This is a genomic window from Erwinia sp. MYb375 (assembly GCF_037479175.1).
GTDB lineage: Bacteria > Pseudomonadota > Gammaproteobacteria > Enterobacterales > Enterobacteriaceae > Erwinia > Erwinia rhapontici.
The window spans coordinates 37,687-63,984 of record NZ_JBBGZS010000023.1 but is presented as its reverse complement, the minus strand read 5'-3'; the positions used below and the strand labels follow the sequence as shown (position 1 = coordinate 63,984).

Here is a 26,298-nt window from a genome sequence, read left to right as displayed (position 1 = left end):
CTTTCAATTTCAATGATTTATCCATCAGTAAGAAGCTTTTTTCTGGATTTACTCTGTTAATTATCATCATGATTTCTATATCAGGTTTCGGTATCTACGAGTTAAAAACCTTGGAAAAAAACGCAGTAAAGGCATCGCTGACCAATAATATTGTTAATCTACTGGATGCAGCAAGACAAAAACGGTTGGTTTATATGCACACCGGTGATGAGCAAAAAATGAAGCAAAACAGTGATGACATCCAGTCAATGCGCAGGCTGGTGAAAGAGGCCAGTCAGTTCACCTGGCACGATGATACCAGGAAGCAGCTTGAACAGCTCAGCATCGATATTGAACACTACGATAGGCTACGAACAGATTATTATAATAAACACCGTCACAGCCTAAAATTGGCTAATGAACTGCAAAAGAAAAATGACAGGAATTTTCTGACCAACCTGCAAAATAACCTGCAGGATATTCCCGTGGACACTAACACTCGCCAAAGAATGCGTGACCTGCTCTCTTCACTTTCTCTGCTTAGCCACGCTGGCAGCATACTCATTGCACAGTACACTCCTCAAAACGCATCGGATTTTGAGACATTACATCGTCGCACGGCGTCGCTCTACAATGACAGCCTGACGGAATTCCCGGAGACGATAAAAAACGTGTTAGTCCCGGCATGGAACCGCTATCAGGCGTTTAATGGTGCGGCAGAACAGTATTTTTTGGCCATCAGGGAAACACAATCCTCCACCGACCTCATGACTAAGGCGGCTGATGCACTGCAAAATACCACCAGCACACTGATAGATATGCAGGTTGGCTATAACAGTCAGCTGATTTCCGATGCGATCAACGTCATTTCCCTGCTTTCATTACTCGCCGTTGTCATCGGGCTGGTCACAGCATCGGCGATCACACGTAAGATCACACGCCCTGTCAGTCAAAACCTCGCCCTGGCTCAGCGTATCTCCAGTGGTGATCTCACGGCTCATATCGCCGCCACCTCGAAAGATGAGCTGGGTGAACTGACGGAAACCATGGAGGTGATGAACTCACAGTTATGCGACATCATCTCAGGCATACGTGGAAGCGTTAGTCAGTTAGCCAGTGCATCTACCCAGATTGCTGCAGGGAACGCGGAATTAGCCTCCAGAACAGAGCAACAGTCCGCTGCCGTGGTGGAAACCGCAGCCAGCATGGAGGAGCTGACCTCAACGGTGCAACTGAACGCAGAGAACACCCTGCAGGCCAGTAAACTTGCCGCCAGTGCCAGTGATGATGCCCGCAAAGGCGGGCAGATAGTCGATGAGGTCGTCGGTACCATGAGCGATATTGCTGCCAGTTCAAAGCAGATTACTGAAATCATCAGTGTGATTAACGGCATTGCTTTTCAGACGAATATTCTGGCGTTGAATGCCGCCGTAGAAGCCGCCAGAGCCGGTGAGCAAGGGCGCGGTTTTGCCGTGGTGGCCGGCGAAGTCCGAACGCTGGCGCAGCGCAGTGCGGATGCCGCAAAACAGATAGAATCACTGATCAACGCGTCCGTAATGCGTATCAGCGTGGGGACTGATTTAGTGAGTAAAGCGGGTGCCAGCATGGCAGACATCGTGAATTCCGTCACGACGGTCAGCCAGATTATCGACGAAATTTCTACCGCATCGAACGAGCAACGTCAGGGCATTGAACAGATCAGCATTGCCGTGACAGAGATGGACTCCACCACTCAACAGAACGCTGCTCTGGTTCAGGAATCATCCGCCGCCGCGATTTCACTGGAACAACAGGCGCAGAAACTCACTGAGATGGTCGCCATCTTTAAGATCGCGGTCAACCCGGAGCATGAGGAGGCGTCAGTGGGCGAAACCGCGCATAAAGCCGCCCTCCCTGTTCCCGTCAACACGCCGAAGGCGATTGACGAACAGTGGACTTCTTTCTAACCAGCATCGTCTCGCCCGCTGAGCGTTCAGCGGGCTATCTGTCGAGGTCAATGGCGGGCCTGCACCTGTTTTTCATTGGTCATTCGGTACCATCGATGCCCGTTTCAGCCACGGGCTGTGCACACTCACCGTGTTCAGATGCGTCTCTCCGTTGATAATGTGCAGGGCGCTCAGGCGGCCAATGTCGTAATGAGGCAGTTGTACCGTCGACAGCGGCGGTAAGAAAAGATCGCCAATCCCTACCATATTGTCATACCCCATTACCGCCACATCCTGCGGGATGCGAATCCCCTGCCCCAGGAGTGTCTGATACACCATCAACGCAATCCTGTCGTTACCGCAGATAACCGAGTCAAACGCGGGCTTACCCTGGTGTATCTGCGCCAGCACGCTGCCCGGTATATCGTGATAATGAGCATCCCCATTTCCCATATAGACATGCGTCAGGTTGTCAGGATCGATGCTGGCTTCACGGCATGCACGCTCCAGCCCGCGACGACGACGGCGTGTGGCAATATTCTGCGCGGGTAAATGCAGGCACAGTGGACGGCGATAACCCGCTTCAAGTAGGGCCTTCACACCATCATACTGCCCTTGCTCATCATCAGGGATATAACTGGCGACTCTGTCATGCAGGCTTTCACAGTTAGCCAGCACACAGGGCAGCGTCAGGAGTTTGTGCGGAACCGGCACCTGACGCAGCCCCATGGTGGTGTAGATAATGCCGCCCGGGCGATGCGAAAGCAGCAGATCCACAATGCTCTCAGGGCTGTCATCAGAGAACATGTTCACCACGAAGCTGTTCCAGCCATGGGCCCTTGCTGTCTCTTCAATCGATAAGGTGATCTCCACTGAGAACGGCGTGGTAACGGTATCCAGCGCCAGCACACCAATGGTCTTCGGCGTTGCCCGCGCGCCGCGTATTTTTTTCGCTGACAGGTCAGGTACATAATTCAGTTCAGCGATCGCCGCCTGCACCCGGGTCAACGTCTCAGGCTTTAACCGTTCAGGGGCATTTAATGCCCGGGAGACGGTCATTAACGAGACTTCTGCACGCTTTGCCACATCTTTTAATGACGCCATAACACTGTGTCCTGCTTGAGCAAATCCATGGAGTGACTGTCCGTGGCTAAGGCTATACAACTCCTTTTACGATGTAAAAAGGATGCTGCGTTATTTCTGCCTGCCGCGATGAATGTTCACCCTTACCCGAAAAAGTGATCGCCCTCTCAATGCCGCAATGTTAACGTTAACCTTTGTGATTAACATCATAAATCAGCATGACTTTTCTCATCACAGCAAAATGTTAACGTTATCATGCCGCATCTTCCACACTGAGAGTGCAATGATGAAAAGACATCATTCCCGTAGTTACCCGTTGTTAAGTGCGCTGTTGTTCTTTTTCTTTGTTAGCTGGTCATCCTCCAGTTCGCTGTTTTCCATCTGGCTGCACCAGGAAGTCGGAATGCGTCCTTCGGATACCGGCATCATCTTTTCTGTGCTGTCCGTTTCGGCGCTGTGCGCGCAGGTGTGTTACGGCTTTATTCAGGACCGGCTCGGACTGCGTAAAAATTTGCTGTGGTATATGACCGCATTATTGATCCTCTCCGGACCGGCGTTTCTGCTGTTCGGTTACCTGCTAAAGCTCAATATCGTGCTGGGCAGTATTTTTGGCGGCGTGTTTGTGGGAATGACCTTTAACGGCGGCATCGGTGTGCTGGAGTCCTATACCGAACGCGTTGCCCGGCAGAGCACGTTTGAGTTTGGAAAAGCCCGCATGTGGGGTTCGCTGGGCTGGGCGGTGGCCACTTTTTTCGCCGGGCTGCTGTTTAATATCAATCCGAAGCTCAACTTCCTGGTCGCTTCCTGCTCCGGTCTGGTGTTTTTCTGCCTGCTGGCACGCCTGAACGTCAGTACGCCCGCCAGTCTGGAAAAACTGGAAACCGGCATCAGCAAAGTGACGCTGGAAGATGCCCTGCGTTTACTGACGCTACCGCGTTTCTGGGCGCTGGTGTTTTTTGTGATTGGCACCTGTATTTATGGCGTCTACGACCAGCAATTCCCGGTCTATTTTTCTTCGCAGTTTGCCACGTTGCGTGAAGGCAATGCGATGTTTGGCTACCTCAATTCATTCCAGGTTTTCCTGGAAGCCGCAGGCATGTTTTGCGCCCCCTGGCTGGTGAACCGTATCGGCGCTAAAAACGGGCTGATCTTTGCCGGAATGGTGATGGCACTGCGTATGATCGCGTCCGGTTGGGTTGAAGGGCCGCTGTTGATTTCCATTACCAAATTGCTGCACGCTCTGGAACTGCCTGTTCTGCTGGTGGCTATTTTCAAATACAACAGCCTGAACTTTGATAAACGCCTCTCTTCAACGCTTTATCTGGTGGGGTTTGCCTGCACCAGTTCCGTGATTGCCACGGTGCTTTCTCCTCTCGCTGGCTACAGCTATGAGAAGTATGGCTTCGCCCAGTCCTACCTGATCATGGGGCTGATGGTGTTCTGCACCACCTTTATCTCGATTTTCCTTTTACGCAGCAACAAACCTTTATCGGAAAGGGTGGTTCCTGCCCCTTCTGCCGTCTCCATTTTAAAGAGTGAATAGTGATGACATTTCAACTTGCTGATGCTGAACAGGCGCTGACCACTGCACGCAACCACATTAACCTGCGCTGGTATCCGCGTTTTCATCTCGCCCCTCAGGCCGGATGGATGAACGACCCTAACGGGCTGGTCTGGTTTGATGGCTGGTACCACGCGTTTTACCAGCATCACCCCTACTCCACGCAGTGGGGACCGATGCACTGGGGCCATGCCCGCAGTCGCGATCTGATGCACTGGGAACATCTTCCTGTTGCGCTGGCGCCGGAAGGGCCAGAGGATAAAGACGGCTGTTTCTCCGGGTCAGCGGTGGTTAACGGCGATGAACTGGCGCTGATTTACACCGGTCATAAATTTCACGGCGATCCGACCGATGACGATAATCTTTATCAGGTGCAGTGTCTGGCCACCAGCCGGGATGGCATCCACTTTACCCGCCACGGAAAGGTACTGGATACGCCGCCGGGCATGCACCATTTCCGCGACCCCAAAGTCTGGCGCGAAGGCGATAGCTGGTACATGGTGGTTGGCTCACGCGAAGATGATACCGGCCAGGTGAGACTGTATCGCTCTGCGGATCTGCACCACTGGGATGATGCCGGGGTGCTGGGAGAAGCCTCCAAAGAGATGGGTTTTATGTGGGAATGCCCGGATTTTTTCACGCTGCAGGATAAACAGGTACTGATCATCTCCCCGCAGGGCATCGCTGCCCGGGGATATGACAACCGTAATCTGTTTCAGAGCGGCTATATTGTCGGCCAGTGGCAGCCCGGTGAAGCCTTTACTCAGGAGCACGTTTTCGCCGAACTGGATCATGGCCATGATTTCTATGCGCCACAAACGTTCACGGCCCCCGATGGTCGTCGCATCCTGCTCGCCTGGATGAACAGCTGGGAATCAGTGATGCCTGAGCAGCAGGATGGCTGGGCCGGTATGCTTACCCTGCCCCGGGAACTCAGCCTGACGGCAGATCATCGCCTGCAGATGAAGCCGGTAAAAGAGGTGGAAAATTTACGCCAGACCTGGCAGCGCTGGGTAGTCACCTCGCTGAAAAATCAGCAGCAGTGCGTGATGGAAAATGCGGAAGCAACAGAAGTGCTCCTCCAGTGGGACACGGCGGCAAGTGATGCCGAACAGTACGGTATTGCCCTTTCAGACGGCCTGCGTCTGTATGTCGACAACCAGTCGCAACGACTGGTCCTTGAGCGACATTATCCGCAGTCAGGCCTGTGCGGCCAGCGCAGCGTCCCCTTGCCCGCAGCATCGGTTCTGTCGCTACGCCTCTTCTTTGACCGTTCGTCTATTGAGGTGTTTGTCAATGACGGTGAAGCCTGCCTGACGAGCCGTATTTTCCCCCAGCACCGTCAGCTGTCTCTCTTTGCCTGGTCAGGTAGCGCGCATATCACAGAGTGTGGCGCCTGGGATTTAGCATAAGTCCCTCTCAGTAAGGCTCATCCTGACCCGGATGAGCCTCATCACTATAAGTAAGGATCTCGTCGATGAAAATATCCGTCGGGCTGGCGCTGTGTGCCGGAATTTTTCCTGTCACACTGTTTGCACAAGCCTCATTAACGATTGACCAGCGATTTGCTTTACTCGAACAGCGTTTACAGAATGCAGAAAAACGTGCCGACTATGCTGAATCAGAAATGAAGAAATTAAAAAATAGCGCAATTAAGAATCCGCCCCCGCTCGCTTAAAAAGAAAAAACCACAGCGCCAGTAAAACTTATTGTAAACAGTAATGCCGATATAAAATTTTATGGTGACGTCGAATTTAATGCCGACGCCGCCAGCCGCACGGGAAGCCTGACATCCGTTAAGACCAGCACCAGTCAAAGCCACTCTCCCGGTAATAAAGAACGCTGGGATATTAATGGCCGTATTTTACTGGGCGTAGACGGCATACAGCACGCGGATAACGGGAAATACGCCGGATTCAGCGTTCAGCCACTGGCCAATATCAATGGCAAGATGAATCTCGACGATGCCGCCTTCTTTTTTGGTCAGCAAAACGACTGGAAAATAAAAGCAGGACGCTTTGAAGCCTGGGATATGTTCCCCCTGAATCAGGACACCTTCATCGAATATTCCGGCAATACCGCTAATGACCTGTACAGCGACGGCTACGGTTATATCTATATGATGAAAGAAGCCCGGGGCCGCAGTAACAGCGGGGGTAACCTGCTGTTCAGTAAAAACCGGGATAACTGGTATTTTGAAGTGAATACCCTGGTGGAGGATGGCAGCTCTCTGTATGTGGACCAACGCTATCATGGACGCGATCTGAATAATGAGAAAAATGTGGTGTATCTGCGTCCGGTGGTCGCCTGGAGTGAGGGCTCCTGGTCTGCTGCTGCTGCCATTGAAAGTAACATCGTCAAAAACGCCTATGGATATAACGACGGTAGCGGTAACTGGCACGATCAGTCACGTCGCACCGGTTACGGATTAACTTTCAGCAGGAATACTTTAAAGAGCGATCCGCAGGATGGCTCTGTCATTAACGTCAGCACGGCATTCATGGATGCACAGGCAGAAACTAACTTTAGCGCAGGTATTAATGCACTCTGGCAACGTGTTGAGGTGGGGTATATTTATGCACACAATAATATTGCGGAGTTTTCCTCTTCCGGTATCAGTACTGAATGTACCGACGATTGTGCGATTTCCTCGTCCGGGAGATATGATATTCATACGCTGCATACCTCATGGCAATTGCCTGCCATTATGGATATGCCTAACTTTGCTATTTACCTCGGTGCCTATGCGTCCTGGCTTAATGCGATGAGCGAAGATGACGGTGATCATCAACCACGTTACGGAGCCCGTGTTCGCGCAAAATATATTTTTTAATGCCGTAACCTGTATGGCTGAATGATGTCGACCGCCAGGATAGCCCTGGCGGTGTTCACTCCCTGCCGTGGTTATTCCCGCCAGCCGAGGCCCGGTGCCACATGCTTGAGGATCGCTTCGATAGTATGCGCGCAGTAGTCCACACCCAACTGGTTCGGCACGGTTAACAGCAGGGTATCGGCTTCGGCGATGGCTTCATCCTGCGCCAGTTGTTTAATCAACTGGTCCGGTTCTGCGGCGTAGCTGCGGCCAAAGATGGCGCGGGTTTTCTCATCAAGATAGCCCACTTTGTCCCCTTCTTTGCCGCTGTTGCCAAAGTACGCACGGTCCATATCATTCACCAGCGCAAAGATACTGCGGCTCACCGAAACACGCGGGGTGCGCGTATGTCCGGCGGCTTTCCACGCTTCACGGTAGGCGCGGATCTGTTGCGCCTGCTGGATATGGAAAGGCTCACCGGTTTCATCATCTTTCAGCGTTGAGCTTTGCAGGTTCATCCCCAGTTTCGCCGCCCAGACGGCGGTGGCATTGGAACCGGCCCCCCACCAGATACGGTCACGCAGCCCTTCCGAGAACGGCTCCACGCGCAGCATCCCTGGCGGGTTCGGGAACATCGGCTGCGGGTTTGGTTTGGCAAAGCCTTCGCCGCGCAGCACATCCAGCAGCACTTCGGTGTGATGACGCGCCATATCCGACTCGTTTTCCCCTTCCGCAGGCTGATAGCCAAAATAGCGCCAACCGTCGATCACCTGCTCAGGGGAACCCCGGCTGATGCCCAGCTGCAAACGCCCCCCAGAGATCAGGTCTGCGGAACCGGCATCTTCCGCCATATACATCGGGTTCTCGTAACGCATATCGATCACCCCGGTACCGATCTCAATACGCCGGGTTTTCGCGCCGACGGCGGCCAGCAGCGGGAACGGTGAGCTTAACTGGCGGGCAAAGTGGTGCACGCGGAAATAAGCACCGTCTGCGCCGAGTTCTTCAGCGGCGACCGCGAGATCAATCGACTGCAACAGCGCATCGGCCGCCGAGCGGGTGCCGGACTGCGGCGAAGGGGTCCAGTGGCCGAACGACAGAAATCCAATACTTTTCATGGGTTATACCCCTAACGTGAAAATGAATAATATAAATACAGGTTTACTAATCTGGTCACATCATGGCTTTTGGTATTGTCTTGAGCCATCACCGAACACACTCAGTGCGATACATTTCGAATAATCATAACTGTAGTAGTTGGTCAGTTCTTTATTCGCCACAAAAACGGCTTCACTCACCGTCGCCCCGCTCATCCATGATTCCATGAACAACGGTAGCCATTTCATAGTCATCATCGGGTCCAGCGGCCAAGGAGAAGAGACCACCGCCGTACAGCCATTATCGATCAACTCTTTAGCGAGGCCAATGGTAGTTGCGGCTTCAGGATGGTTATCAAAACGCCCAGAGCTGCACACAAACAGAATCACGACCCCACACTGCCGCAAACGCGATGAAAAAGTACTGAAACTTACCCGGAGTGTTCCCTCATCACTGATACTCCTGAAAACATGCTCTGAATCTGTCACACCACCGTGCGCACCGATAACCACCAGTTCAGAGTTTTCAAATTCAACTGGCAGAGCACTATCACCATTATGTTTTACTTCCCATTTAGCAAAGACTCCCCCTTCCTGAGAAAATTCATCCGCCATCGCTTTTAACGTCTGCCCCTCAGATCCGGCGGTTGAAATCCAACTGACTAGTTTTCCATTGGTTTTTACCGGCGAACGGCTGGTTTGTTCCAGCCAGATCAGTGAAGGGGCGCAGGAGATCGCAGCCAGGGTTCCTGCCAGCCCGTTCTGAAGCTGTATCAGATTAGGCACAAGCGACTGGAGCATTACGTCCAGGATAAGCACACTTTTTTCGTGGAAATCAAAATCAAAACGGATAAACTCAGTGCTATCAAAAAATAGGTTAGGCGTTTTTCCTGAATCATAAAAACCATATTCATAAGGAAATTCTTTCTTCCACTTGTGAAACTTTGCGAAATCAAAATGCCATAGTGAAGGGTCTATCACAGCCCCATCACTCCCGGGTAACCAGCACAATAAAGTTCCTTTCTTGTAATCATCGAGAACCAGCATATATACCGCGATGTTATTATTTAATGCATATGCTGATGCATATTCGGCAGGTTCTTCGATACGTTGATAACGGGGATAAGGATTACTGTAAAGATACTCGCTGTGCAGTGAATATGAGCTGTCGGTTAACAGTTCGGCGGAAAAAGCTTTGTCACGTAACGACATATCAGGATTGCGGCGCAGTAATACTGCCGCATAAAGGTGTAGAGAATGGTCATCATAAGCCTTGTCCTCGGCATAACGTGTTGAGGATGACATCAAGTTATAGAGAGAAAAAAGGTTACTTATATTACTATCACGATAAAAAACAGAAAATGCATTTAATAACTTATCAGGAACATCTGCCGATTCATTAATCTTTAGCATCTGTTCAATTGCAGAGTTAAATTCTGAATCCACTTCATAGTTATTAACTTTAAAAACTTCAATTATCTGCAATGACAATGTAAGTATTGATGCAATATTATCCGGGTTAGCAATTTCTTCTAAAGCGATTGCTTTTGCAAGGCTGGAAATATAACTGGCAATTTCAGCATCAAAAACCTTTTCATTGCACAACATATGAAAATAGAGGGTCACTTCCAAAAAATCATACACCTTTTTATTTTTTCCATATAACTCTTCATTAAAACCCTTCAAAATGTGACGTGAAAAACCAACCGATTCATGTGCAAAACGAAGAAGCCTTGTATCGCGAAAAATTCTGGTAACGATATTTGAATACGTGAAGAATTCATCGATGGTCATCTCGTTGTCAGACATGGCACAGTTCAGGTAAACCATTGCTGGATGATTATTACTCTGCCGTTGATAAATCTCTGCTGCGGCCAGCCATGCATGGCGCTGACGCTGGCTGTCATCACCTGCCAGTTGTAATGCCTGCTCAGCTAAATCACGAGCGGCCTGAGCATGTCCCTGACGCGATAGCACTGCCCCAACATCCTTAATAATATCAAGATCCTTGCTACAAGGCTCAGCAAGTAAAGCAGCACTATGAGCAATTGAAATTATAGCATTGATAATATTAATATCGCGGCTACTTTCCATACTACTAGCCATTTTAATGAGTATAGTATGTAATCCATCCAGAAATGCTAATTGTTCATCACGTTGCCCTGTCAAGATCTCCGCAGGAACAAGGTGTATTCCTGCCACAGCAATGCCAATCTTTTCAAAATATTCTAGGCTCTGTTCAATTTTTGTCATCACTCTGTCAGTAGAGAGTCTTTTAAATTTATAAGGTTCTGATGACTTAAGATCCGGCATCCTGAGACAAAATTGATTGTAAGTTATCAAAATAAGCATTGAACGGCCTGTAGAGTGCGAATTTTCCCAGTTTAACGCATCAATAAATCTTTCCCGTACGTAAGGATTAACAGAACCTCTGAATATTTTCTGGAAAATGATCATCACATAACTAACTAATGTTTTCTCCAGAATATCTACTCGTTCCTTCTCTTCGTCAGTCTTTGGTTTTTTTCTGTTAAAAAACCACTCATTCAGAATTTTTTCGCCATTGCCAATAAATATGTCATCACTCAGCACTGTTTCATACAACAGTGAAACAGCAATAGCCGTCAGATAATCCTGCCGTTTTATCGCCCACTTCGACGCAATATAATTGAGGAAATAAACAGTTTCTGGATCAGAGGTTTCTTGTGTTTTAAGAAACGTTACGATATCTTCGGAACCGCTATCAACCCAGGCAATAAGTTGCAATAAAATTTTATATTTTTTCTTGCTGAGCTCATCGTCCCGCATAGAAAAGAGCCTTCCAGCTTGCTTATAGTCTTCATTGTCAAATGCAGAGGTTATTTCTCTGTAATTTAGAATAAGAGACTGAGGATAATGCATTTTCAGTTTTTCTATCAACTCACTGGATACTTCTCTGCATCCCGATTCCTCAGCCAGCTGAATGCCCTGTTCGATCTCATCTTGAGTGGAAAGCTCACCTGCTACTTTCTTCAGAATTTTACTGGCTGCAGGATAGCTTTCCGCGCCAACACAAACCTTCACCATTTTCAGACCTGACTGCACTGAGAAGTCACTTTCGAGATCAAGATCTTTCAGCATTTCATGCAAATGGAAGGAGTACATCTTATTATTCTTATCATTAAAATCATTGAAAATCTGGATGAAAACAAAGTGTGAATCTTTAATTTCTTCACAATTTTCAATTACTTTTTTTGCATCATTAATATTATTTGTTTCTAGATATTTCTTAGCTATATTAACAGTATCAAGAATGTTCTGGTGGATTTCACCACCACGATAAAATTCAAAGATAGAAAGTCGGTCAATATCATCAGCAAAGACGTTAAACGCTTCAAATCCGGCAACCGGTGAGACTCTGCAATGACATGCGACATAACTATTAGACGTCAGACCATCATCAATCATCTTAACTGCATTGAGTAAGTTGATATTATTCTGTTTCTCTTGTGAAAAAACTTCACCACTAAACATTTTTTCAAAATACGGTTCACAACCCGATAATTTTTCCGCTTCAAATATAATACTGGCGGTTTTTTCAGGATGATTGTTAATGCAATTAATAAGTTTATGACTATCAGCCACGACTTTTTCTAAAACAATAAAATCAGCAACATCCTGAATCTTCAATTTTTCATTAACAGTTTCAACGTATGGATATAAATAATCAAAGCAGTCGTCATCAACACAGTACAAAAATACTTTATTAAACAATCTATCACGACTCTCACTGAATGCTATGTAATAGAGTTTATTAAGCATAGCAATATAATAATCATGAAAATGAAAGTCATGAATAAAATGCAAATCAATGCAGCGATAACCCGGTGGGTTTTTATTAAAGTATGAATCAATACTAAAATTAAAGATTTCACTTAACTCTTTGCTTTTATCCATGACCGTATTCCTTTATAAATTTCATGATAAAAAAACATTAAAAATATTTATCATAATATCATACGTAATGTCCAAATTTCTTCATACTTAATGAACTGGCAAGGATTGTAATGAAAAATGAAATCCCGTATAAAAGAGCCCTCCGAGGGGTGTCCTGTATGGGCTGAGATGGCGTAATAAGCCGAACCCTTTGAACCTGATCTGGGTCATGCCAGCGAAGGGACGGGTTGGCAGTCACTTCTGCCCTGTTCACACCTCCGCGTGCCCGGATCTCCACTTAAATGAGGGGATTCAGTGTCTAAAACTATTCAGCCTGTTGATTTCAGCCAGGGTCTGTACGGACGTTTACGCCAGCAGGCGGGTAACGACTGGCAGGACTATGTGGCGCACCCGTTTATTCACCAACTCTCACGCGGCACGCTGCCCGAGAACGCCTTTCGTCGTTATCTGACGCAGGACTATCTTTTTCTGATTCACTTTGCCCGTGCCTGGGCGCTGCTGGTCAGCAAACTGCGCACGCTGCCCGAAATGCGTGCGGCGACGGCTTCTCTGAACGCCATCGTCGCAGAGCTGCCGCTGCACGTTGGCTACTGCGAAAGCTGGGGACTGAGCGAAGCGCAGATGATGCGCGAACCGGAAGCGGCGGAAACCATGAACTACACCCGCTATGTACTGGATATCGGTCACTCGGGTGATGCGCTGGATCTGCTGGTGGCGCTGCTGCCCTGTGTGGCGGGCTACGCCGAGATTGGCCTGCGCCTGCTGAACGCCCCGGAGACGGTTTTACAAGGCAGCCCTTATGCCTCCTGGATCCGCAACTATGGTGATGCAGACTATCTGAACGGCGTTCGTGCCGCCCTCGGGTTACTGGAAACGGTCGGTGAGCAGCGCGGGGCCGAAAGCCGCTTCGCCGCTCTGTCTGAGATTTTCACCACCGCCACGCGCCTCGAGTCGGCATTCTGGCAGATGGGACTGAATGCGGTGCACCGGACATGAACCCACCCGGCATTGAGGTGCGCGATCTGACGCTGTGCTTCGGCCCGCGTCAGATTTTCGACCGTCTCAGTTTTACCCTCCCGCCAGGGCGGTTTGTTGCCCTGCTGGGGGCCAGCGGCAGCGGCAAGACCAGCCTGCTGAAGATCATCGCCGGGCTGGCGAAGCCCACCTCCGGCACCGTGTGCGGTAGCGATGGCCTGCCGTTGTCCGGACGCATTGCTTACATGGGACAGAAAGATCTGCTCTATCCCTGGCTGTCGATCAACGACAACATCACACTGGGTGCACGTCTGCGCGGCGAAAACGTGGATGCCGCCTGGGCTGCCCATCTGCTGGAACGCGTTGGACTGCACGGGCACGGCAACGATCTTCCTGCGGCGCTTTCCGGTGGCATGCGCCAGCGGGCGGCGATTGCCCGCACGCTGTATGAAAGACGCCCCGTTGTCCTGATGGATGAGCCGTTCTCCGCGCTGGATACGCTGACGCGTGCCAAAATCCAGACGCTGGCCGCTGAACTGCTGGCCGACCACACCGTATTGCTGATTACCCATGACCCGATGGAAGCCTGCCGTCTGAGTCACCACCTGCTGGTGTTGTCCGGATATCCTGCCGGGATCGACGACACTCACACCATTGGTGGCCAGCCGCCCCGTGCGCCGGATGACGCTGACGTGCTGAAAAGCCAGGCCGAACTGTTACAGCAGTTGCTGAGGGCCGCAGAATGAGCGGAAAAATGGCCGCCAGCGCACGTGGCATAATGATTTTTACCGGGCTGCTGCTGCTGTGGTGGCTGGCCACGCTGAGCGATATTCCCGCCTTTTTACTGCCGTCGCCCGCCGCTGTTGCCCGCGCGCTGTGGGATGGCCGCGCTTTCCTCACGTATCACAGCCTGATAACGGCCTCAGAAGTCCTGATTGGGCTGGTGCTGGGCGTACTGCTGGGGTCACTGCTGGCGATCGGCATGATCTTCTCTCCTCGCCTGCAACGCTGGCTGATGCCCGTGGTGCTGACCAGCCAGGCCATTCCGGTGTTTGCGCTCGCGCCACTGCTGGTGCTGTGGTTTGGCTTTGGCATCAGCGCCAAAGTGGCGATGGCGGTGCTGGTGATCTTCTTCCCGGTGACCTCTGCTTTCTTTGACGGGCTGAGGCGGGTTAATAAGGACTATCTGGACCTTGCCCGCACCCTGGGTGCCTCACGCTGGGCGCAGCTGCGCCATGTCCGGCTGATGGCGGCGCTGCCTGCTTTTGGCTCCGGCCTGCGCATGGCGGCTGCCGTGGCACCGATTGGCGCAATTATCGGCGAATGGGTGGGTTCGGCCGAAGGGCTGGGTTACGTAATGCTGAATGCCAATGCGCGCATGCAAACCGATCAGTGCTTTGCCGCGTTGTTTATCCTGGTGCTGATGACCGTCTTACTCTGGATGGCGGTCGATGCCCTGCTCCATCGCCTGATCAACTGGGCACCCGAATAATGTTGATTCCCCTTAAATCTGAAAGGAACACAGAATGATGATGAAAACCTGCGCTGCCCTGCTGTTAAGCGGTGCCTGCTCCACAGGCGTCATGGCCAACGAGAAACTGACGCTGGTGCTCGACTGGTATATCAACCCGGACCATGCACCGATTATGGTTGCCGATCAGATCGGGGCCTTTAAGGCAGAAGGGCTGGACGTGAAGATTGTGCCCCCGTCCGATCCCTCCCTGCCGCCGCGCCTGGTCGCAGCGAAACAGGCGGATCTCGCCATTACTTATCAGCCACAGCTGCACTTTTTCGCCGATGAAGGCCTGCCGCTGGTGCGCGTGGGCACGCTGATCAATACCCCGCTGAACACGGTGATGACGCTCGATAAAAGCATCACCTCACCGGCAAAATTGAAAGGGAAAACGGTGGGTTATTCCGTGAGCGGTATTGAACAGGCAACGCTGACCACCATGCTGAAGCAGGAGCGCGCCAGCCTGAAGGAGATTAAGCTGGTCAACGTTAACTTCCAGCTGACCAGCGCCCTGCTGGCCGGGCAGGTGGATGCGGTGATTGGGGGTTACCGCAATATTGAAGCGCAGGAGCTGAAGCTACAGGGCAAAGATCCGGTGGTATTTAACGTTGAGGATTACGGCGTTCCGGCCTATGACGAGCTGGTGATTGTGGCGAATCGCGATAGCGTCAATGAACCGAAGGTGAAGAAATTCCTCGCGGCGCTGAAGAAAGGCAACGACTATTTACAGGCCCACCCGGAAGAGAGCTGGCAGGTGTTAGCCAAAGCGCACCCGGAGCTGAATACCGAGCTGAACCATGTGGCATGGCAGAAAACCCTGCCGCTGTTTGCCAAAGACCCGGCAGCACTCGACGTGAAGCGTTATGACGCCTATGAGCAGTTTTTGTTGAAGAATAAGCTGATTAAGAAGATCACGCCCGTTGCGCAGTATGCGGTTGAATTGCGCTAATCGACTAAAACCCCTGACGCACACCCTCAGCAGGGTTCGACCGGTAAAAGGTCGAACCCTTCGCAGGCATTAATCTGTCATGATGGACCTTCAGTTCCGGGTCGCCAGTTCCAGCCAGTCTGCGCAAATCACCGCTCGCCAAAGATAATGATAACCATTACCATAAACCAGCGATTACCTACCCGGAGCCAACATGAACGCAACGTCCCCTGAACGCATCACCACTGACTGCTGTATCGTAGGCGGCGGCCCGGCCGGACTGATGCTGGGTTATCTGCTGGCGCGCGCAGGCGTGCAGGTGACCGTGATCGAAAAACACGGCGATTTTTTGCGCGACTTCCGGGGTGACACGATTCATCCCTCCACGCTGCAAATCATGCATCACCTGGGCCTGCTGGAGGAGTTACTCAGCCTGCCTCATCAGCGTGCCCCGCGTTTACAGGCAGAAGTAGGGGGTGAAGAGGTCACGCTGGCCGATTTTTCCCGCCTGCCGGTAAAATGCCGCTTTATTGCGTTTATGCCACAGTGGGACTTCCTCAATTTTCTGGCGGCGAAAGCGTCTGCCCTGCCCGCGTTTACCCTGCGCCAGTCCACCGCATTCAGCGAATTACTGTATGACAATGGCAGCGTATGCGGCGTGCGCGCCAGCAACAGCAGCGGCACCTGCGACATCCACGCACAGCTGGTGATCGGCTGTGACGGACGGCATTCGCAGGTCCGGCAGCAGGCCGGGCTGACCGGGCGCTCGTTTGGATCGCCGCGCGATGTGCTGTGGTTCCCGCTGGATAAACGCGATGAGGACCCGGAATGGAATATGGGCCACAAGGGACCCAAACAAAACTTTATCATGCTCGATCGCGGCAGTTTCTGGCAGTGCGGCTACTCCATTACCAAAGGTGAGTTCGGGCCAATGAAGGCCGCAGGAATCGAGGCGTTTAAACAGCTGGTTGCCGCCGTGGCGCCCTTTCCGGCCGCCAGGCTGGCAGAGATGACCGACTGGCAGCAGGTCAGGCTACTCGATATCCGCATCGACAGGCTGGATGCGTGGATGAAGCCCGGCGTACTGTGCATCGGGGATGCCGCCCATGCGATGTCGCCTATCGGCGGCGTTGGCGTCAACCTCGCGATCCAGGATGCGGTTGCCTGCGCCAACATTTTGACGCCCGCGTTACGCCAGGGGAAAGTCAGCCTGCGCCTGCTGCAAAAAGTGCAAAAACGCCGCCATTTCCCGACCTGCGCCACGCAATTTATCCAGATCAAAATGAGCGGAAAAAAACGCAAAGAGGGCGAATCCAGCCCGCTGCCGCGTATCATAAAGCGCTTTCCTTTTCTGCCTTACGTCTTCGGCTGGATCATCGGGCTGGGTTTTCGTCGTGAGAAGCCGCGCCGCTTTAAAACCCCATCCTGACAAATCCCGTCACGATTTTCGGGTGCGCCGTTTACATTCTGTTTAACTTATGTTTACTCTCCGGCCAATAATAATGATAACAATTATCGTTTATTAACTGGCCGGGAAATTTGTACCATGACAACGCTGAAAACTTTACCCGCTCTGCTGTTGGCGACGCTGCCTTCACTGGCATTCGCCACCACTTACCCGCTGACCGTCACCGATATGGACGGGCAAAAAGTGGTCATCAACCATGAACCGCAGCGGGTGATCCTCCAGGACGGACGTGAAATCCTCAGCCTCGCCTTACTTGACCGTGACAACCCTTTCCAGCGTGTCGTCTCCTGGAACAACCTGATGAAAAAGCAGGATACCGGTAGCTGGAACCTGCTAAAAAAACGCTGGCCGGACGCGGAAAAAATCCTCGATATGGGCTTTTCTGACCAGGGTGAGGTCAACCTTGAAACGGTGATCGCCAAAAAACCAGACCTGATGATTGCCCAGCTGCGCGCCAAACCGGCGCTCAAGCAGACCGGGGTACTGACTCAACTGAGTGCGCTGAATATCCCGGTACTGTTTGTTGATGATGAGCTGCATCCGGTACAGAATACCGCGGCCAGCATTACCCTGCTGGGCAAGGTATTGAATAAGGAAGACAATGCCCGCGCCTATACCGATTTTTATACCCAGAAACTCAACGCCATTCAGGCCGCAGTCAAAAACGTATCACCTAAACCGAGCGTATTTGTTGAGCCGATTGCCGGGATAGGCGGCGGCGGTGAATGCTGCTTCACCCACGGCCATAACGGCTGGGGCGCGCTGATAGAAGCTACCGGTGCGAAAAATATCGGTTCCGATCTGCTGCCCGGCACCAGCGGCACCATCGCGGTGGAAAAGGTCATCAACCTGAACCCGGATTACTACGTGATGAGTGGCTCGAAGCGCGGGGGTAAATCCAGCCCGGTGATCCCACTGGGCTACAACACCGAGGTCAGCGAGATTAAAGCCAGCTTCGACCATCTGCGTGAGCGCACCGGGGTGAAGGATATTCCGGCGGTGAAAGCAGGCAAAGTGGCGGCGGTGTATCACCACTTCTATAACCATCCTTACAACATTATCGGCATTGAGATGCTGGCGAAGGACTTCTACCCGCAGCAGTTCAGCCATGTTGATCCGACCGCGGACTATCACCATATTATCCGCACCTTTACTAAACTCCCGGATGAGCCGATCAATATCGAATATCACCCGCAGTAAACGGCCTGCTTATGACACGCCCCGCGCAGCAGACGTCCGTCTGTTTACCAAAGCGGCGGGGCAAGCAGGCTAGCCGGAGCCAGGGCGGCAGATCCCGCCGCCCGTTATCCGATGTCGCTGGCCTGCTGGATCAGCCAGTTTTGCAGGTTCACGCCTTCCAGTGACAGCTCACTGTTCTGGCGAATGCACAGGTAGTAGTCGCGGCCATCATCAATGCTGTGGTCGAACAGTTTGAGCAGTTCCCCCCTTTCCAGATAAGGCGCGATAATCGGTTCACGCATCAGCGCACAGCCTAATCCCACCTGCACCGCCGCCAGCGTCAGCAAACCGTCTTCAAATAGCGGCCCGCTACTACGTTCCGGGCGTTTCACTCCCTGCGACTGGAACCACTGCATCCAGGTGCTGCGCTCCTCATCATGCAGCAACGGCATTCTTGCCAGCTGCTCCGGGGTATCGATATATCCGTGGATCTTCACAAATCCCTGGCTGCACACCGGGATCATCCTTCCTGACATCAGCTTGTGGCTCTGATAACCCGGCCAGTGCCCCACGCCAAAACGGATGGAAATATCGGCCGCATCACTGGGGTAATTACGATGATTGGCATACAGCACATTAATATCCACGCCGTGATTTGCCGTGAGATAACTGCGCAGACGCGGGATAAACCAGCTCATGCCAAACAGCGGGATCAGGCTGATGGTCACCTGGCGGTTAGAGGTCTGCTCGCGCACCTGGCTGGTGGCTGCGCGCAGGACGGAAAACGCGGAACGGATAGCGCGGTAATACTCGCGGCCCTCGGCACGCAGCACCAGATTGCGCCCCTGACGTTCGGTCAGCGGCATCTGTAAGAAGGTTTCCAGCACTTTCAGCTGGTGACTAATGGCCGATGGTGAGATAGCCAGTTCCGTGGCGGCTGCCGTCACGCTGCCCAGCCGGGCGATAGCCTCAAAAGCACGCACCGCACGCAGAGGCGGATCCTGTTCCAGACCGGTAAATCGCTCTTCCGCAAACTCTGATTGTTCTGTTTTATTCATATGTTCGATAATTTCATATTTATTTTTCTCAGGGTAAATTTAAAACCCTTTTAATACAACAAATTATAAACACACACTTTTGTTATAAGTAATCAAAATCAAATATTTTACTCTTTTTCTCAATCGTTTACTTTGAATGTCCTGATTCAACGCCCGGCCGGAGTTCATCCCCGATGGATACCTTTATTCAGCAATCCCTCAACGGTTTGCTGCTTGGCAGCATTTATGCCCTGATCGCGCTCGGCTACACCATGGTGTACGGCATTTTGCGCATCATTAACTTTTCCCACGGCGATGTGCTGATGGTGGGTGCGCTCAGTTCCCTGACGGCACTGAATGTGCTGCAACAGACATATCCTGGTCTGCCGGGCTGGCTGGCTCTGCTGCTGGCTCTGTTGTTTGCCATGCTGGTGTGCAGCCTGCTGTCGATGGCGATTGAGCGTTTTGCCTATCGCCGCCTGCGCCACGCCCCGCGTCTGGCACCGCTGATCAGTGGCATTGGCGTCTCCGTGCTGTTACAGACTCTGGCGATGGTGCTGTGGTCACGTAATCCGCTGATGTTCCCGCAATTGTTGCCCATGACGCCCATCGCCATCACCACGGGCGACGCAGATCATGCCCCGGCGGTGATCACCGGAACCGCCATCGCCACGCTGCTGATTGCCATGCTGGTGATGGCGGGCCTGCTGCTGCTGGTTGAGCACTCACGCTTTGGACGGGCGATGCGTGCCACCGCAGAAGATGTGCAGGTTGCCAGCCTGATGGGCATCAACCCCAACCGCATTATTGTACTGACCTTCGCCATTGGCGGGGCACTGGCCGCCCTCGCCGGAGTGATGATGGCAAGCAACTACGGTAACGCCAGTTTCTCCATGGGCTTTTTGCCGGGCATTAAAGCCTTCACGGCGGCGGTGCTCGGCGGCATCGGCAACCTGCGCGGCGCCATGCTCGGCGGGCTGCTACTCGGACTGATTGAAGCGCTGGGCGGCGGCTATCTCGGCCAGCTGACCGGCGGAAACTTCGGCAGTAATTATCAGGATGTCTTCGCCTTTATCGTACTGATTGCGGTACTGGTGTTCCGTCCTTCCGGCCTGCTGGGCGAACGTGTGGCGCATCGCGCTTAGGAATACTGATGACCATGACAACAACGCTTATCGCCCCTTCCGCCCGTCGCGCACGCTTTGGTGTGCTGCTGTTTGTGCTTGGCCTGCTGCTTGCCCCGTGGCTGATCGGTGCCGCTGGCGGCAACTACTGGGTGCGGGTGGTGGATTTTGCCCTGCTGTATATCATGCTGGCGCTGGGGCTGAACATTGTGGTTGGCTTTACCGGCCTGCTGGATATGGGCTTTATCGCCTTTTATGCAGTGGGCGCGTATCTTGCCGCCCTGCTCTCTTCCCCTCATCTGACCCAACAGTTTCCTTTGCTGTTGCAGTGGTTCCCTGACGGGCTTCATCTTTCGGTGCTGATCATTATCCCGCTGGCCGCCCTGCTGGCGGCGGGTTGCGGCATTCTGCTGGGTGCGCCGACCCTGCGACTGCGCGGCGATTACCTGGCGATTGTCACGCTCGGCTTTGGGGAGATTATCCGCATCCTGATGCGCAATCTGGATCGCCCGGTCAATATCACCAACGGTGCCAAAGGCATTTCCGGCATCGATCCGGTCAGCCTGTTTGGGGTGAAGTTCTCCGGCATGCAGCATCTGTTCGGGCTGCGTTTCTCTTCGCTGTACCTCTATTACTACCTGTTTGCCGCGCTGATCCTGCTGATTCTGCTGATCTGCCTGCGCCTGCAACACTCACGCGTGGGCCGTGCCTGGACCGCGATCCGTGAAGATGAAGATGCCGCGCGGGCAATGGGCATCAATCTGCGCAATTACAAGCTGCTGGCCTTTGCCCTCGGAGCCGCCTTTGGCGGTATTGCCGGAGCGATGTTTGCCGCTTTCCAGGGCTTTGTCTCACCGGAATCGTTTTCGTTGCAGGAGTCGATTGCGGTACTGGCGATGGTGGTGCTCGGCGGCATGGGGCATATCCCTGGCGTGATCCTCGGTGCGCTGCTGCTCTCTGCCCTGCCGGAAGTGCTGCGCAGCAGCGTTGGCCCGCTCCAGCAAACGCTGTTCGGTCAGGTGTGGATTGACCCGGAAGTGATCCGCCAGCTGTTCTTCGGCCTGGCGCTGATTCTGGTGATGCTGTATCGCCCGGCCGGACTGTGGACCGCCCGCCGCCAGTCAGGAGAGAAAGCATGAAACCGTTACTGACGCTGAACAACATCAGTAAACGTTTTGGCGGGCTGACAGCAGTGAGCGACGTGTCGCTGACGGTCAACGAAGGTGAGATTTACGGGCTGATTGGCCCAAACGGCGCCGGTAAAACCACCTGTTTTAATCTCATCACCGGCCTGTATCGCGCCGACAGCGGGGAGTTTCTGCTGGGCGCTACCCAGTATCAGCCGCACGCCATCGAACAGGTCACGCGTGCGGGCATTGCGCGCACCTTTCAGAACCTGCGGCTGTTCGGGGCGATGAGCGTGCTGGAAAACGTGATGGTGGGCCGCCACGTTCGTACCCGCAACGGTATCTGGGCCGCCATCAGCGGTCACCGGCGCGGGCGTGCAGAAGAAGCGGCAACGCGCCAGCGGGCGCAGGAACTGCTGGAGTATGTAGGCATTGAACGCTTTGCCGGTTATCAGGCGAGTGAACTCTCGTATGGCCACCAGCGACGGCTGGAAATTGCCCGTGCGCTGGCAACTGAACCGCGCCTGCTGGCGCTGGACGAACCTGCCGCCGGAATGAATGCCGCTGAGAAAGTCGCCCTGCAACACCTGTTGCAACGCATTCGTGCCGACGGCGTCAGCCTGCTGCTGATTGAGCATGATGTAAGGCTGCTGATGGGATTGTGTGACCGCCTGACCGTGCTGGATTACGGCCGTGTGATCGCCTGCGGCACCCCGGATGAGGTCCGCCAGCACCCTGACGTTATCCGCGCTTACCTCGGAGGAGAAATTCATGTCTGAACCACTGCTCAGTGTAAAAGGGCTGACCGTCTCCTACGGCGGTGTCCAGGCCGTGAAAGGCATCGATTTCCACCTGAACGAAGGTGAACAGGTGACGCTGATCGGTGCCAATGGTGCAGGGAAAACCTCCACCCTGCGGGCCATTACCGGCTTACAGCCCTGGCAGGGTGAGATCCGCTTTGCCGGGCAGTCGATTGCCGCCATCCCGCCGTGGCAACTGATGAAACAGGGGCTGGTGATGGTGCCGGAAGGCCGGGGCGTGTTCAAACGTCTGACGGTGCTGGAAAACCTGCAAAGCGGGGCGTATCTGCGCCGTGACCGCGCACAGCTGGCAACGGATATGGAGGAGATCTTTAGCATTTTTCCCCGGCTGGCCGAACGCCGCCGCCAGATCGCGGGCCTGCTGTCCGGCGGTGAGCAACAGATGCTGGCAATGGGCCGTGCCCTGCTGAGCAAACCCCGGCTGCTGATCCTCGACGAGCCTTCTATGGGGCTGGCTCCGATTATGGTCGAGACCATTTTTAACACCATCGCCAGGTTAAGCCGTGACGGCATGACCCTGCTGCTGGTGGAGCAGAATGCCCGTCTGGCATTGCAGGTTACCCAGCGTGCCTGCGTGCTGGAAAGCGGAATCCTGTCATTGCAGGGCCCCTCCGCCTCACTGCTGGATGACGATGCACTGCGCAAAGCTTATCTGGGTGAATAACCGTTCATCCGTTTTTGTTAACCCCAACATCAGGGAACTTATTATGAAAAAAATTACTCAGGGCCTGCTTCTGGCCTCCGCTATCGCCGCCAGCTTCTCTGCGCAGGCCGCCGAGCCGGAAACCGTGTTGATCGGCCTGGCAGGTCCACTGACCGGACCATCAGCGCGTATCGGTAAAGATCTGGAGAATGGCGCACAGCTGGCGATCAACGATGCTAACCAGCAGCATCCGAAAATTGGCGGCAAAGCCGTGCAGTTCAAACTGGTGTCGGAAGACGATCAGTCCGATCCGCGCACCGCCGTGGCCGTGGCACAGCGCCTGGTGGATGCCGGGGTAGCTGGCGTGGTGGGCCACTGGAATACCGGCACCAGCATCCCCGCCGCCCGTATTTATCACGATGCCGGTATTGCGCAGGTGGCCCCGGTTGCCACCGGACATGCCTATACTCAGCAGGGTTTTGACACCAGCTTCCGCGTCATGGGCCACGACGATGACGGCGGCCGTGATGCCGGGGAATACGCCCTTAAGGTGCTGAAAGCCAAACGCATCGCGGTACTGGATGACCGTACCGCCTTCGGCCAGGGGCTGGCAGACGAGTTTGTAAAATCGCTGAAGGCGCAGGGCGTGGAGATTGTCGACCGTGAATACGTCGATGAGAAAACCGTCGATTTCAGTGCGGTACTGACCAGTATCCGCAGTAAAAATGCCGATCTGATCTTCTTCGGCGGCGTGGATTCTCAGGCGGCCCCGCTGGCACGCCGGATCAAACAGCTGGGGCTGAACGCCACGCTGATGGGCGCGGGCGGATTTGTCAGCCAGACCTTCCTCAAACTGGCGCAGAAAGAAGGTGAAGGCGTCGTGGCGCTGGAACCCGGCCTGCCGCTGGAAAAAATGCCGGGCGGCAAAGCCTTCGATCAGGCCTACCGCGACCGCTATCACGCCCCGATTGAGCTGCATGCGCCGTTTGCCTATGACGCCACCCGCGTACTGATCGCCGCTATCGAACAGGCTGACTCTACCGATGCAGCGGATTACCTGCCGAAACTGCGCGCCATCAGCTATCAGGGCGTGACCGGCACCCTGGCTTTTGATGCGCAGGGGAACCTGAAAAATCCGTCGTTCACCGTTTATAAAGTGACTGACGGCAAATGGGTGCCGCAGGATGTGCTGGGCGGTGCCGCGCAGTAATTTTTGTCACTGAAGAGGAGCGATGTCGATGTCCTGCGATAACACTAATCAGCTCGGGATTCTGGCACGTCGCCGGATAGAAGCTGAAATGATCAAGCCGATTTATGAAATCCTGGTGCGCGAGATCGGTAAAGCCCGCGCCCAGGCGGTGATTGGTGAAGCGGTGGAGAACGCCGCGATCAAAGCCGGTCAGGAGTTTGCCCGCCAGGAACCTGACGGTGCGGATATTCAGAGTTTTATCGCGCTGCAACATCTGTGGGAAAAAGATGATGCCCTGAAGGTGAAAGTGATCACCGCCAGTGACCAACGCTACGACTATGATGTTCAGCGCTGCCGCTACGCCGAGATGTACCATGAAATGGGGCTGGGAGAGATTGGTCACCTGCTCTCCTGTGCACGCGACAGCCAGTTTATTGTCGGCTATGCGCCGGACGTGGAACTGACGCGTACTGAAACCATTATGTCCGGTGCGCCGCGCTGCGATTTTCGCTATGCCCGCCGTACCCATGATGAGGAGTCGTGATGCAACAGATTAACGCATCGCGCCTGTGGGACAGCCTGAACCAGATGGCCACCCTGGGGGCAATCCCCGGTAACGGCGTCTGTCGTCTGGCGCTGAGTGAAGAAGATCGTCAGGCCCGCGACCTGCTGCAACGCTGGGCGACTGATGCAGGCTGTACCGTGCGCGTTGATGAAATGGGCAATATGTTTCTGCGCCGGGAAGGACGCCAGCCGCAACTCGCCCCGGTACTGACGGGTTCGCACGTCGATTCCCAGCCCAACGGCGGCCGCTATGACGGCATTTACGGCGTGCTGGCCGGGCTGGAAGTGCTGCGCTCACTCAATGACGCACAGGTAGAAACCGAGCGCGCCATTGAGGTAGTGAACTGGACCAACGAGGAAGGTGCCCGCTTTGCCCCCGCAATGCTGGCATCCGGGGTGTTCAGCGGTGTGTTTACCCGCGACGAGGCCTGGCAGCGCGAGGATGCCCGGGGCATCAGCGTTAAGCAGGCGCTGCGCGACATCGGCTATCTGGGCAACCACCCTGCCCGCGCCTTTCCGATCCACGCGGCTTACGAACTGCATATCGAACAGGGTCCGATCCTCGAAGCCGAAGGGAAAACCATTGGCGTGGTGCGCGGTGCACAAGGGCAGCGCTGGTATCAGGCCGAAGTGGTCGGTTTCAGCGCCCATGCGGGAACCACGCCGCTGCCGTTACGGCGCGATGCGTTGCTGGGCTTTGCCAGCCTGGTGCAAACGGTGAATCAGATTGGCCTGCACTTTGCGCCGGATGCACGCGCCACCGTGGGCCGCGCCGACATCGAACCCAATTCCCCCAACGTGGTGCCGGGGCGCGTACGATTCAGCATTGAGTTTCGTCACCCGGACGAGCAGGTGCTGGCAGAGATGGAAGCGGCGTTACTGCTGGCATTCGCGCAGAGCAACGACGGGCCGTTAACCGCCAGCGTAGAACGGATCTTTGATTACGCCCCGGTTGAATTTGATGCCCACTGCGTGGCAACGGTGCGCCAGGCGGCAACGACGCTGGGTTATGCGCAGCGCGAGATGATTTCCGGCGCGGGCCACGATGCCTGTTACCTTAGCCGCGTGGCACCTACCGCAATGATCTTTATCCCCTGCGTCGACGGCATCAGCCATAACCCGGCAGAAAATATCAGCGAAACCTGGGCCAGCGCCGGAGCCAATGTGTTGCTGAATGCAGTGATGAGCAGTGCGATGGAGGGATGATAGACGTGTGCTGTGGGGTTAATGAGGTCACGTTGATGCCCACAACAATCGGTTTCTTTTCAAATTTTTTTTGTGTTAAGACAGTCAGGTCACTCATTTTTTCTTACACTCATGTATTCAAAATTTAATCC

General features: G+C 53.7%; 20 protein-coding genes, 1 pseudogene and 1 riboswitch. Of the genes and pseudogenes, 17 read left to right on the top strand and 4 right to left on the bottom strand.

The features are described from left to right. Window positions 1-218: 218 nt before the first annotated feature. Window positions 219-1,925: a methyl-accepting chemotaxis protein gene (locus WH279_RS13365; RefSeq protein WP_339457174.1), complete on the top strand. Its 1,707-nt coding sequence runs from the start codon at window positions 219-221 to the stop codon at window positions 1,923-1,925. Window positions 1,926-1,997: 72 nt separating this feature from the next. On the opposite strand, the gene WH279_RS13360 is transcribed toward WH279_RS13365, so the two are convergent. Beyond that, on the bottom strand, window positions 1,998-3,008 hold the full coding sequence (locus tag WH279_RS13360; protein WP_339457172.1) for a LacI family DNA-binding transcriptional regulator: 1,011 nt from the start codon (window positions 3,006-3,008) through the stop codon (window positions 1,998-2,000). Window positions 3,009-3,270: 262 nt separating this feature from the next. Here WH279_RS13360 and WH279_RS13355 point away from each other — a divergent pair, with 262 nt between their 5' ends. The 3 genes and pseudogenes from WH279_RS13355 to WH279_RS13345 all read left to right on the top strand — a co-directional run bounded on the left by WH279_RS13355 (window position 3,271) and on the right by WH279_RS13345 (window position 7,381). Next, window positions 3,271-4,530 carry an MFS transporter gene (locus WH279_RS13355; protein ID WP_339457170.1) on the top strand — a complete coding sequence of 420 codons (1,260 nt, stop codon included), beginning with the start codon at window positions 3,271-3,273 and terminating at the stop codon, window positions 4,528-4,530. A 2-nt stretch (window positions 4,531-4,532) separates the two neighbouring features. Beyond that, a complete protein-coding gene (locus WH279_RS13350) occupies window positions 4,533-5,960 on the top strand; it encodes a glycoside hydrolase family 32 protein (RefSeq protein ID WP_339458688.1) in 1,428 nt (475 codons plus the stop codon). 65 nt (window positions 5,961-6,025) lie between these two features. Next, window positions 6,026-7,381 (top strand): annotated as a pseudogene (locus tag WH279_RS13345) (carbohydrate porin). A 71-nt stretch (window positions 7,382-7,452) separates the two neighbouring features. Here the strand turns inward: WH279_RS13345 and WH279_RS13340 are convergent. Beyond that, entirely contained in the window at window positions 7,453-8,478 is a 1,026-nt protein-coding gene (locus WH279_RS13340; RefSeq protein WP_133843036.1) for an LLM class flavin-dependent oxidoreductase, read from the bottom strand. A gap of 60 nt (window positions 8,479-8,538) precedes the next feature. Further along, entirely contained in the window at window positions 8,539-12,393 is a 3,855-nt protein-coding gene (locus tag WH279_RS13335; protein ID WP_339457167.1) for a CHAT domain-containing protein, read from the bottom strand. A gap of 135 nt (window positions 12,394-12,528) precedes the next feature. Next, window positions 12,529-12,633, top strand: a riboswitch (TPP riboswitch). A 66-nt stretch (window positions 12,634-12,699) separates the two neighbouring features. On the opposite strand from WH279_RS13335, the gene WH279_RS13330 reads away from it, so the two are divergent. The 6 genes from WH279_RS13330 to WH279_RS13305 all read left to right on the top strand — a co-directional run bounded on the left by WH279_RS13330 (window position 12,700) and on the right by WH279_RS13305 (window position 18,477). Continuing rightward, entirely contained in the window at window positions 12,700-13,389 is a 690-nt protein-coding gene (locus WH279_RS13330) for a TenA family protein (RefSeq protein WP_339458685.1), read from the top strand. Then, the gene (locus tag WH279_RS13325; protein WP_339457165.1) at window positions 13,386-14,114 is read left to right on the top strand and encodes an ABC transporter ATP-binding protein; all 729 of its coding nucleotides are present in this window, start codon (window positions 13,386-13,388) and stop codon (window positions 14,112-14,114) included. Before WH279_RS13330 ends, WH279_RS13325 begins: the two co-directional genes overlap by 4 nt. Further along, complete coding sequence (locus WH279_RS13320) at window positions 14,111-14,860, top strand: ABC transporter permease (RefSeq protein ID WP_339457163.1); 750 nt, start codon at window positions 14,111-14,113, stop codon at window positions 14,858-14,860. Before WH279_RS13325 ends, WH279_RS13320 begins: the two co-directional genes overlap by 4 nt. 34 nt (window positions 14,861-14,894) lie before the next feature. Then, window positions 14,895-15,830, top strand: coding sequence for an ABC transporter substrate-binding protein (locus WH279_RS13315; protein ID WP_339457161.1), 936 nt, complete (start codon window positions 14,895-14,897; stop codon window positions 15,828-15,830). A gap of 193 nt (window positions 15,831-16,023) precedes the next feature. Then, on the top strand, window positions 16,024-17,238 hold the full coding sequence (locus tag WH279_RS13310) for an FAD-dependent oxidoreductase (RefSeq protein WP_339457159.1): 1,215 nt from the start codon (window positions 16,024-16,026) through the stop codon (window positions 17,236-17,238). 117 nt (window positions 17,239-17,355) lie between these two features. After that, window positions 17,356-18,477: an ABC transporter substrate-binding protein gene (locus tag WH279_RS13305; protein ID WP_445235219.1), complete on the top strand. Its 1,122-nt coding sequence runs from the start codon at window positions 17,356-17,358 to the stop codon at window positions 18,475-18,477. A 104-nt stretch (window positions 18,478-18,581) separates the two neighbouring features. Here the strand turns inward: WH279_RS13305 and WH279_RS13300 are convergent, their stop codons facing one another. Then, window positions 18,582-19,514, bottom strand: coding sequence for a LysR substrate-binding domain-containing protein (locus tag WH279_RS13300; RefSeq protein WP_339457157.1), 933 nt, complete (start codon window positions 19,512-19,514; stop codon window positions 18,582-18,584). A 173-nt stretch (window positions 19,515-19,687) separates the two neighbouring features. Between WH279_RS13300 and WH279_RS13295 the strand changes: the two genes are divergently transcribed. Genes WH279_RS13295 through WH279_RS13265 form a run of 7 tightly spaced genes read left to right on the top strand, consistent with a single transcriptional unit; the run spans window position 19,688 to window position 26,167 of the window. Beyond that, window positions 19,688-20,638, top strand: coding sequence for a branched-chain amino acid ABC transporter permease (locus WH279_RS13295; protein WP_339457155.1), 951 nt, complete (start codon window positions 19,688-19,690; stop codon window positions 20,636-20,638). A 14-nt stretch (window positions 20,639-20,652) separates the two neighbouring features. After that, window positions 20,653-21,756, top strand: a complete 1,104-nt coding sequence (locus tag WH279_RS13290; protein WP_339458680.1) for a branched-chain amino acid ABC transporter permease — start codon at window positions 20,653-20,655, stop codon at window positions 21,754-21,756. Beyond that, a complete protein-coding gene (locus WH279_RS13285; protein WP_339457153.1) occupies window positions 21,753-22,523 on the top strand; it encodes an ABC transporter ATP-binding protein in 771 nt (256 codons plus the stop codon). Before WH279_RS13290 ends, WH279_RS13285 begins: the two co-directional genes overlap by 4 nt. Continuing rightward, the gene (locus tag WH279_RS13280; RefSeq protein ID WP_339457151.1) at window positions 22,516-23,229 is read left to right on the top strand and encodes an ABC transporter ATP-binding protein; all 714 of its coding nucleotides are present in this window, start codon (window positions 22,516-22,518) and stop codon (window positions 23,227-23,229) included. The genes WH279_RS13285 and WH279_RS13280 overlap by 8 nt, the downstream gene beginning before the upstream one ends. Window positions 23,230-23,272: 43 nt before the next feature. After that, window positions 23,273-24,418 carry a branched-chain amino acid ABC transporter substrate-binding protein gene (locus tag WH279_RS13275; RefSeq protein ID WP_339457149.1) on the top strand — a complete coding sequence of 382 codons (1,146 nt, stop codon included), beginning with the start codon at window positions 23,273-23,275 and terminating at the stop codon, window positions 24,416-24,418. Window positions 24,419-24,446: 28 nt separating this feature from the next. Continuing rightward, a complete protein-coding gene (locus tag WH279_RS13270) occupies window positions 24,447-24,941 on the top strand; it encodes an L-2-amino-thiazoline-4-carboxylic acid hydrolase (RefSeq protein WP_339457147.1) in 495 nt (164 codons plus the stop codon). Next, complete coding sequence (locus WH279_RS13265; RefSeq protein WP_421507692.1) at window positions 24,941-26,167, top strand: Zn-dependent hydrolase; 1,227 nt, start codon at window positions 24,941-24,943, stop codon at window positions 26,165-26,167. Before WH279_RS13270 ends, WH279_RS13265 begins: the two co-directional genes overlap by 1 nt. Window positions 26,168-26,298 lie beyond the last annotated feature (131 nt).

Coding starts and splice junctions, on each gene's coding strand:
- WH279_RS13275 (WP_339457149.1), top strand. CDS start 23,273: ATGAAAAAAATTACTCAGGGCCTGCTTCTGGCCTCCGCTATCGCCGCC.
- WH279_RS13350 (WP_339458688.1), top strand. CDS start 4,533: ATGACATTTCAACTTGCTGATGCTGAACAGGCGCTGACCACTGCACGC.
- WH279_RS13305 (WP_445235219.1), top strand. CDS start 17,356: ATGACAACGCTGAAAACTTTACCCGCTCTGCTGTTGGCGACGCTGCCT.
- WH279_RS13280 (WP_339457151.1), top strand. CDS start 22,516: ATGTCTGAACCACTGCTCAGTGTAAAAGGGCTGACCGTCTCCTACGGC.
- WH279_RS13360 (WP_339457172.1), bottom strand. CDS start 3,008: ATGGCGTCATTAAAAGATGTGGCAAAGCGTGCAGAAGTCTCGTTAATG.
- WH279_RS13315 (WP_339457161.1), top strand. CDS start 14,895: ATGATGATGAAAACCTGCGCTGCCCTGCTGTTAAGCGGTGCCTGCTCC.
- WH279_RS13310 (WP_339457159.1), top strand. CDS start 16,024: ATGAACGCAACGTCCCCTGAACGCATCACCACTGACTGCTGTATCGTA.
- WH279_RS13325 (WP_339457165.1), top strand. CDS start 13,386: ATGAACCCACCCGGCATTGAGGTGCGCGATCTGACGCTGTGCTTCGGC.
- WH279_RS13290 (WP_339458680.1), top strand. CDS start 20,653: ATGACAACAACGCTTATCGCCCCTTCCGCCCGTCGCGCACGCTTTGGT.
- WH279_RS13355 (WP_339457170.1), top strand. CDS start 3,271: ATGATGAAAAGACATCATTCCCGTAGTTACCCGTTGTTAAGTGCGCTG.
- WH279_RS13340 (WP_133843036.1), bottom strand. CDS start 8,478: ATGAAAAGTATTGGATTTCTGTCGTTCGGCCACTGGACCCCTTCGCCG.
- WH279_RS13320 (WP_339457163.1), top strand. CDS start 14,111: ATGAGCGGAAAAATGGCCGCCAGCGCACGTGGCATAATGATTTTTACC.
- WH279_RS13335 (WP_339457167.1), bottom strand. CDS start 12,393: ATGGATAAAAGCAAAGAGTTAAGTGAAATCTTTAATTTTAGTATTGAT.
- WH279_RS13365 (WP_339457174.1), top strand. CDS start 219: ATGAAGCAAAACAGTGATGACATCCAGTCAATGCGCAGGCTGGTGAAA.
- WH279_RS13295 (WP_339457155.1), top strand. CDS start 19,688: ATGGATACCTTTATTCAGCAATCCCTCAACGGTTTGCTGCTTGGCAGC.
- WH279_RS13265 (WP_421507692.1), top strand. CDS start 24,941: ATGCAACAGATTAACGCATCGCGCCTGTGGGACAGCCTGAACCAGATG.
- WH279_RS13285 (WP_339457153.1), top strand. CDS start 21,753: ATGAAACCGTTACTGACGCTGAACAACATCAGTAAACGTTTTGGCGGG.
- WH279_RS13270 (WP_339457147.1), top strand. CDS start 24,447: ATGTCCTGCGATAACACTAATCAGCTCGGGATTCTGGCACGTCGCCGG.
- WH279_RS13300 (WP_339457157.1), bottom strand. CDS start 19,514: ATGAATAAAACAGAACAATCAGAGTTTGCGGAAGAGCGATTTACCGGT.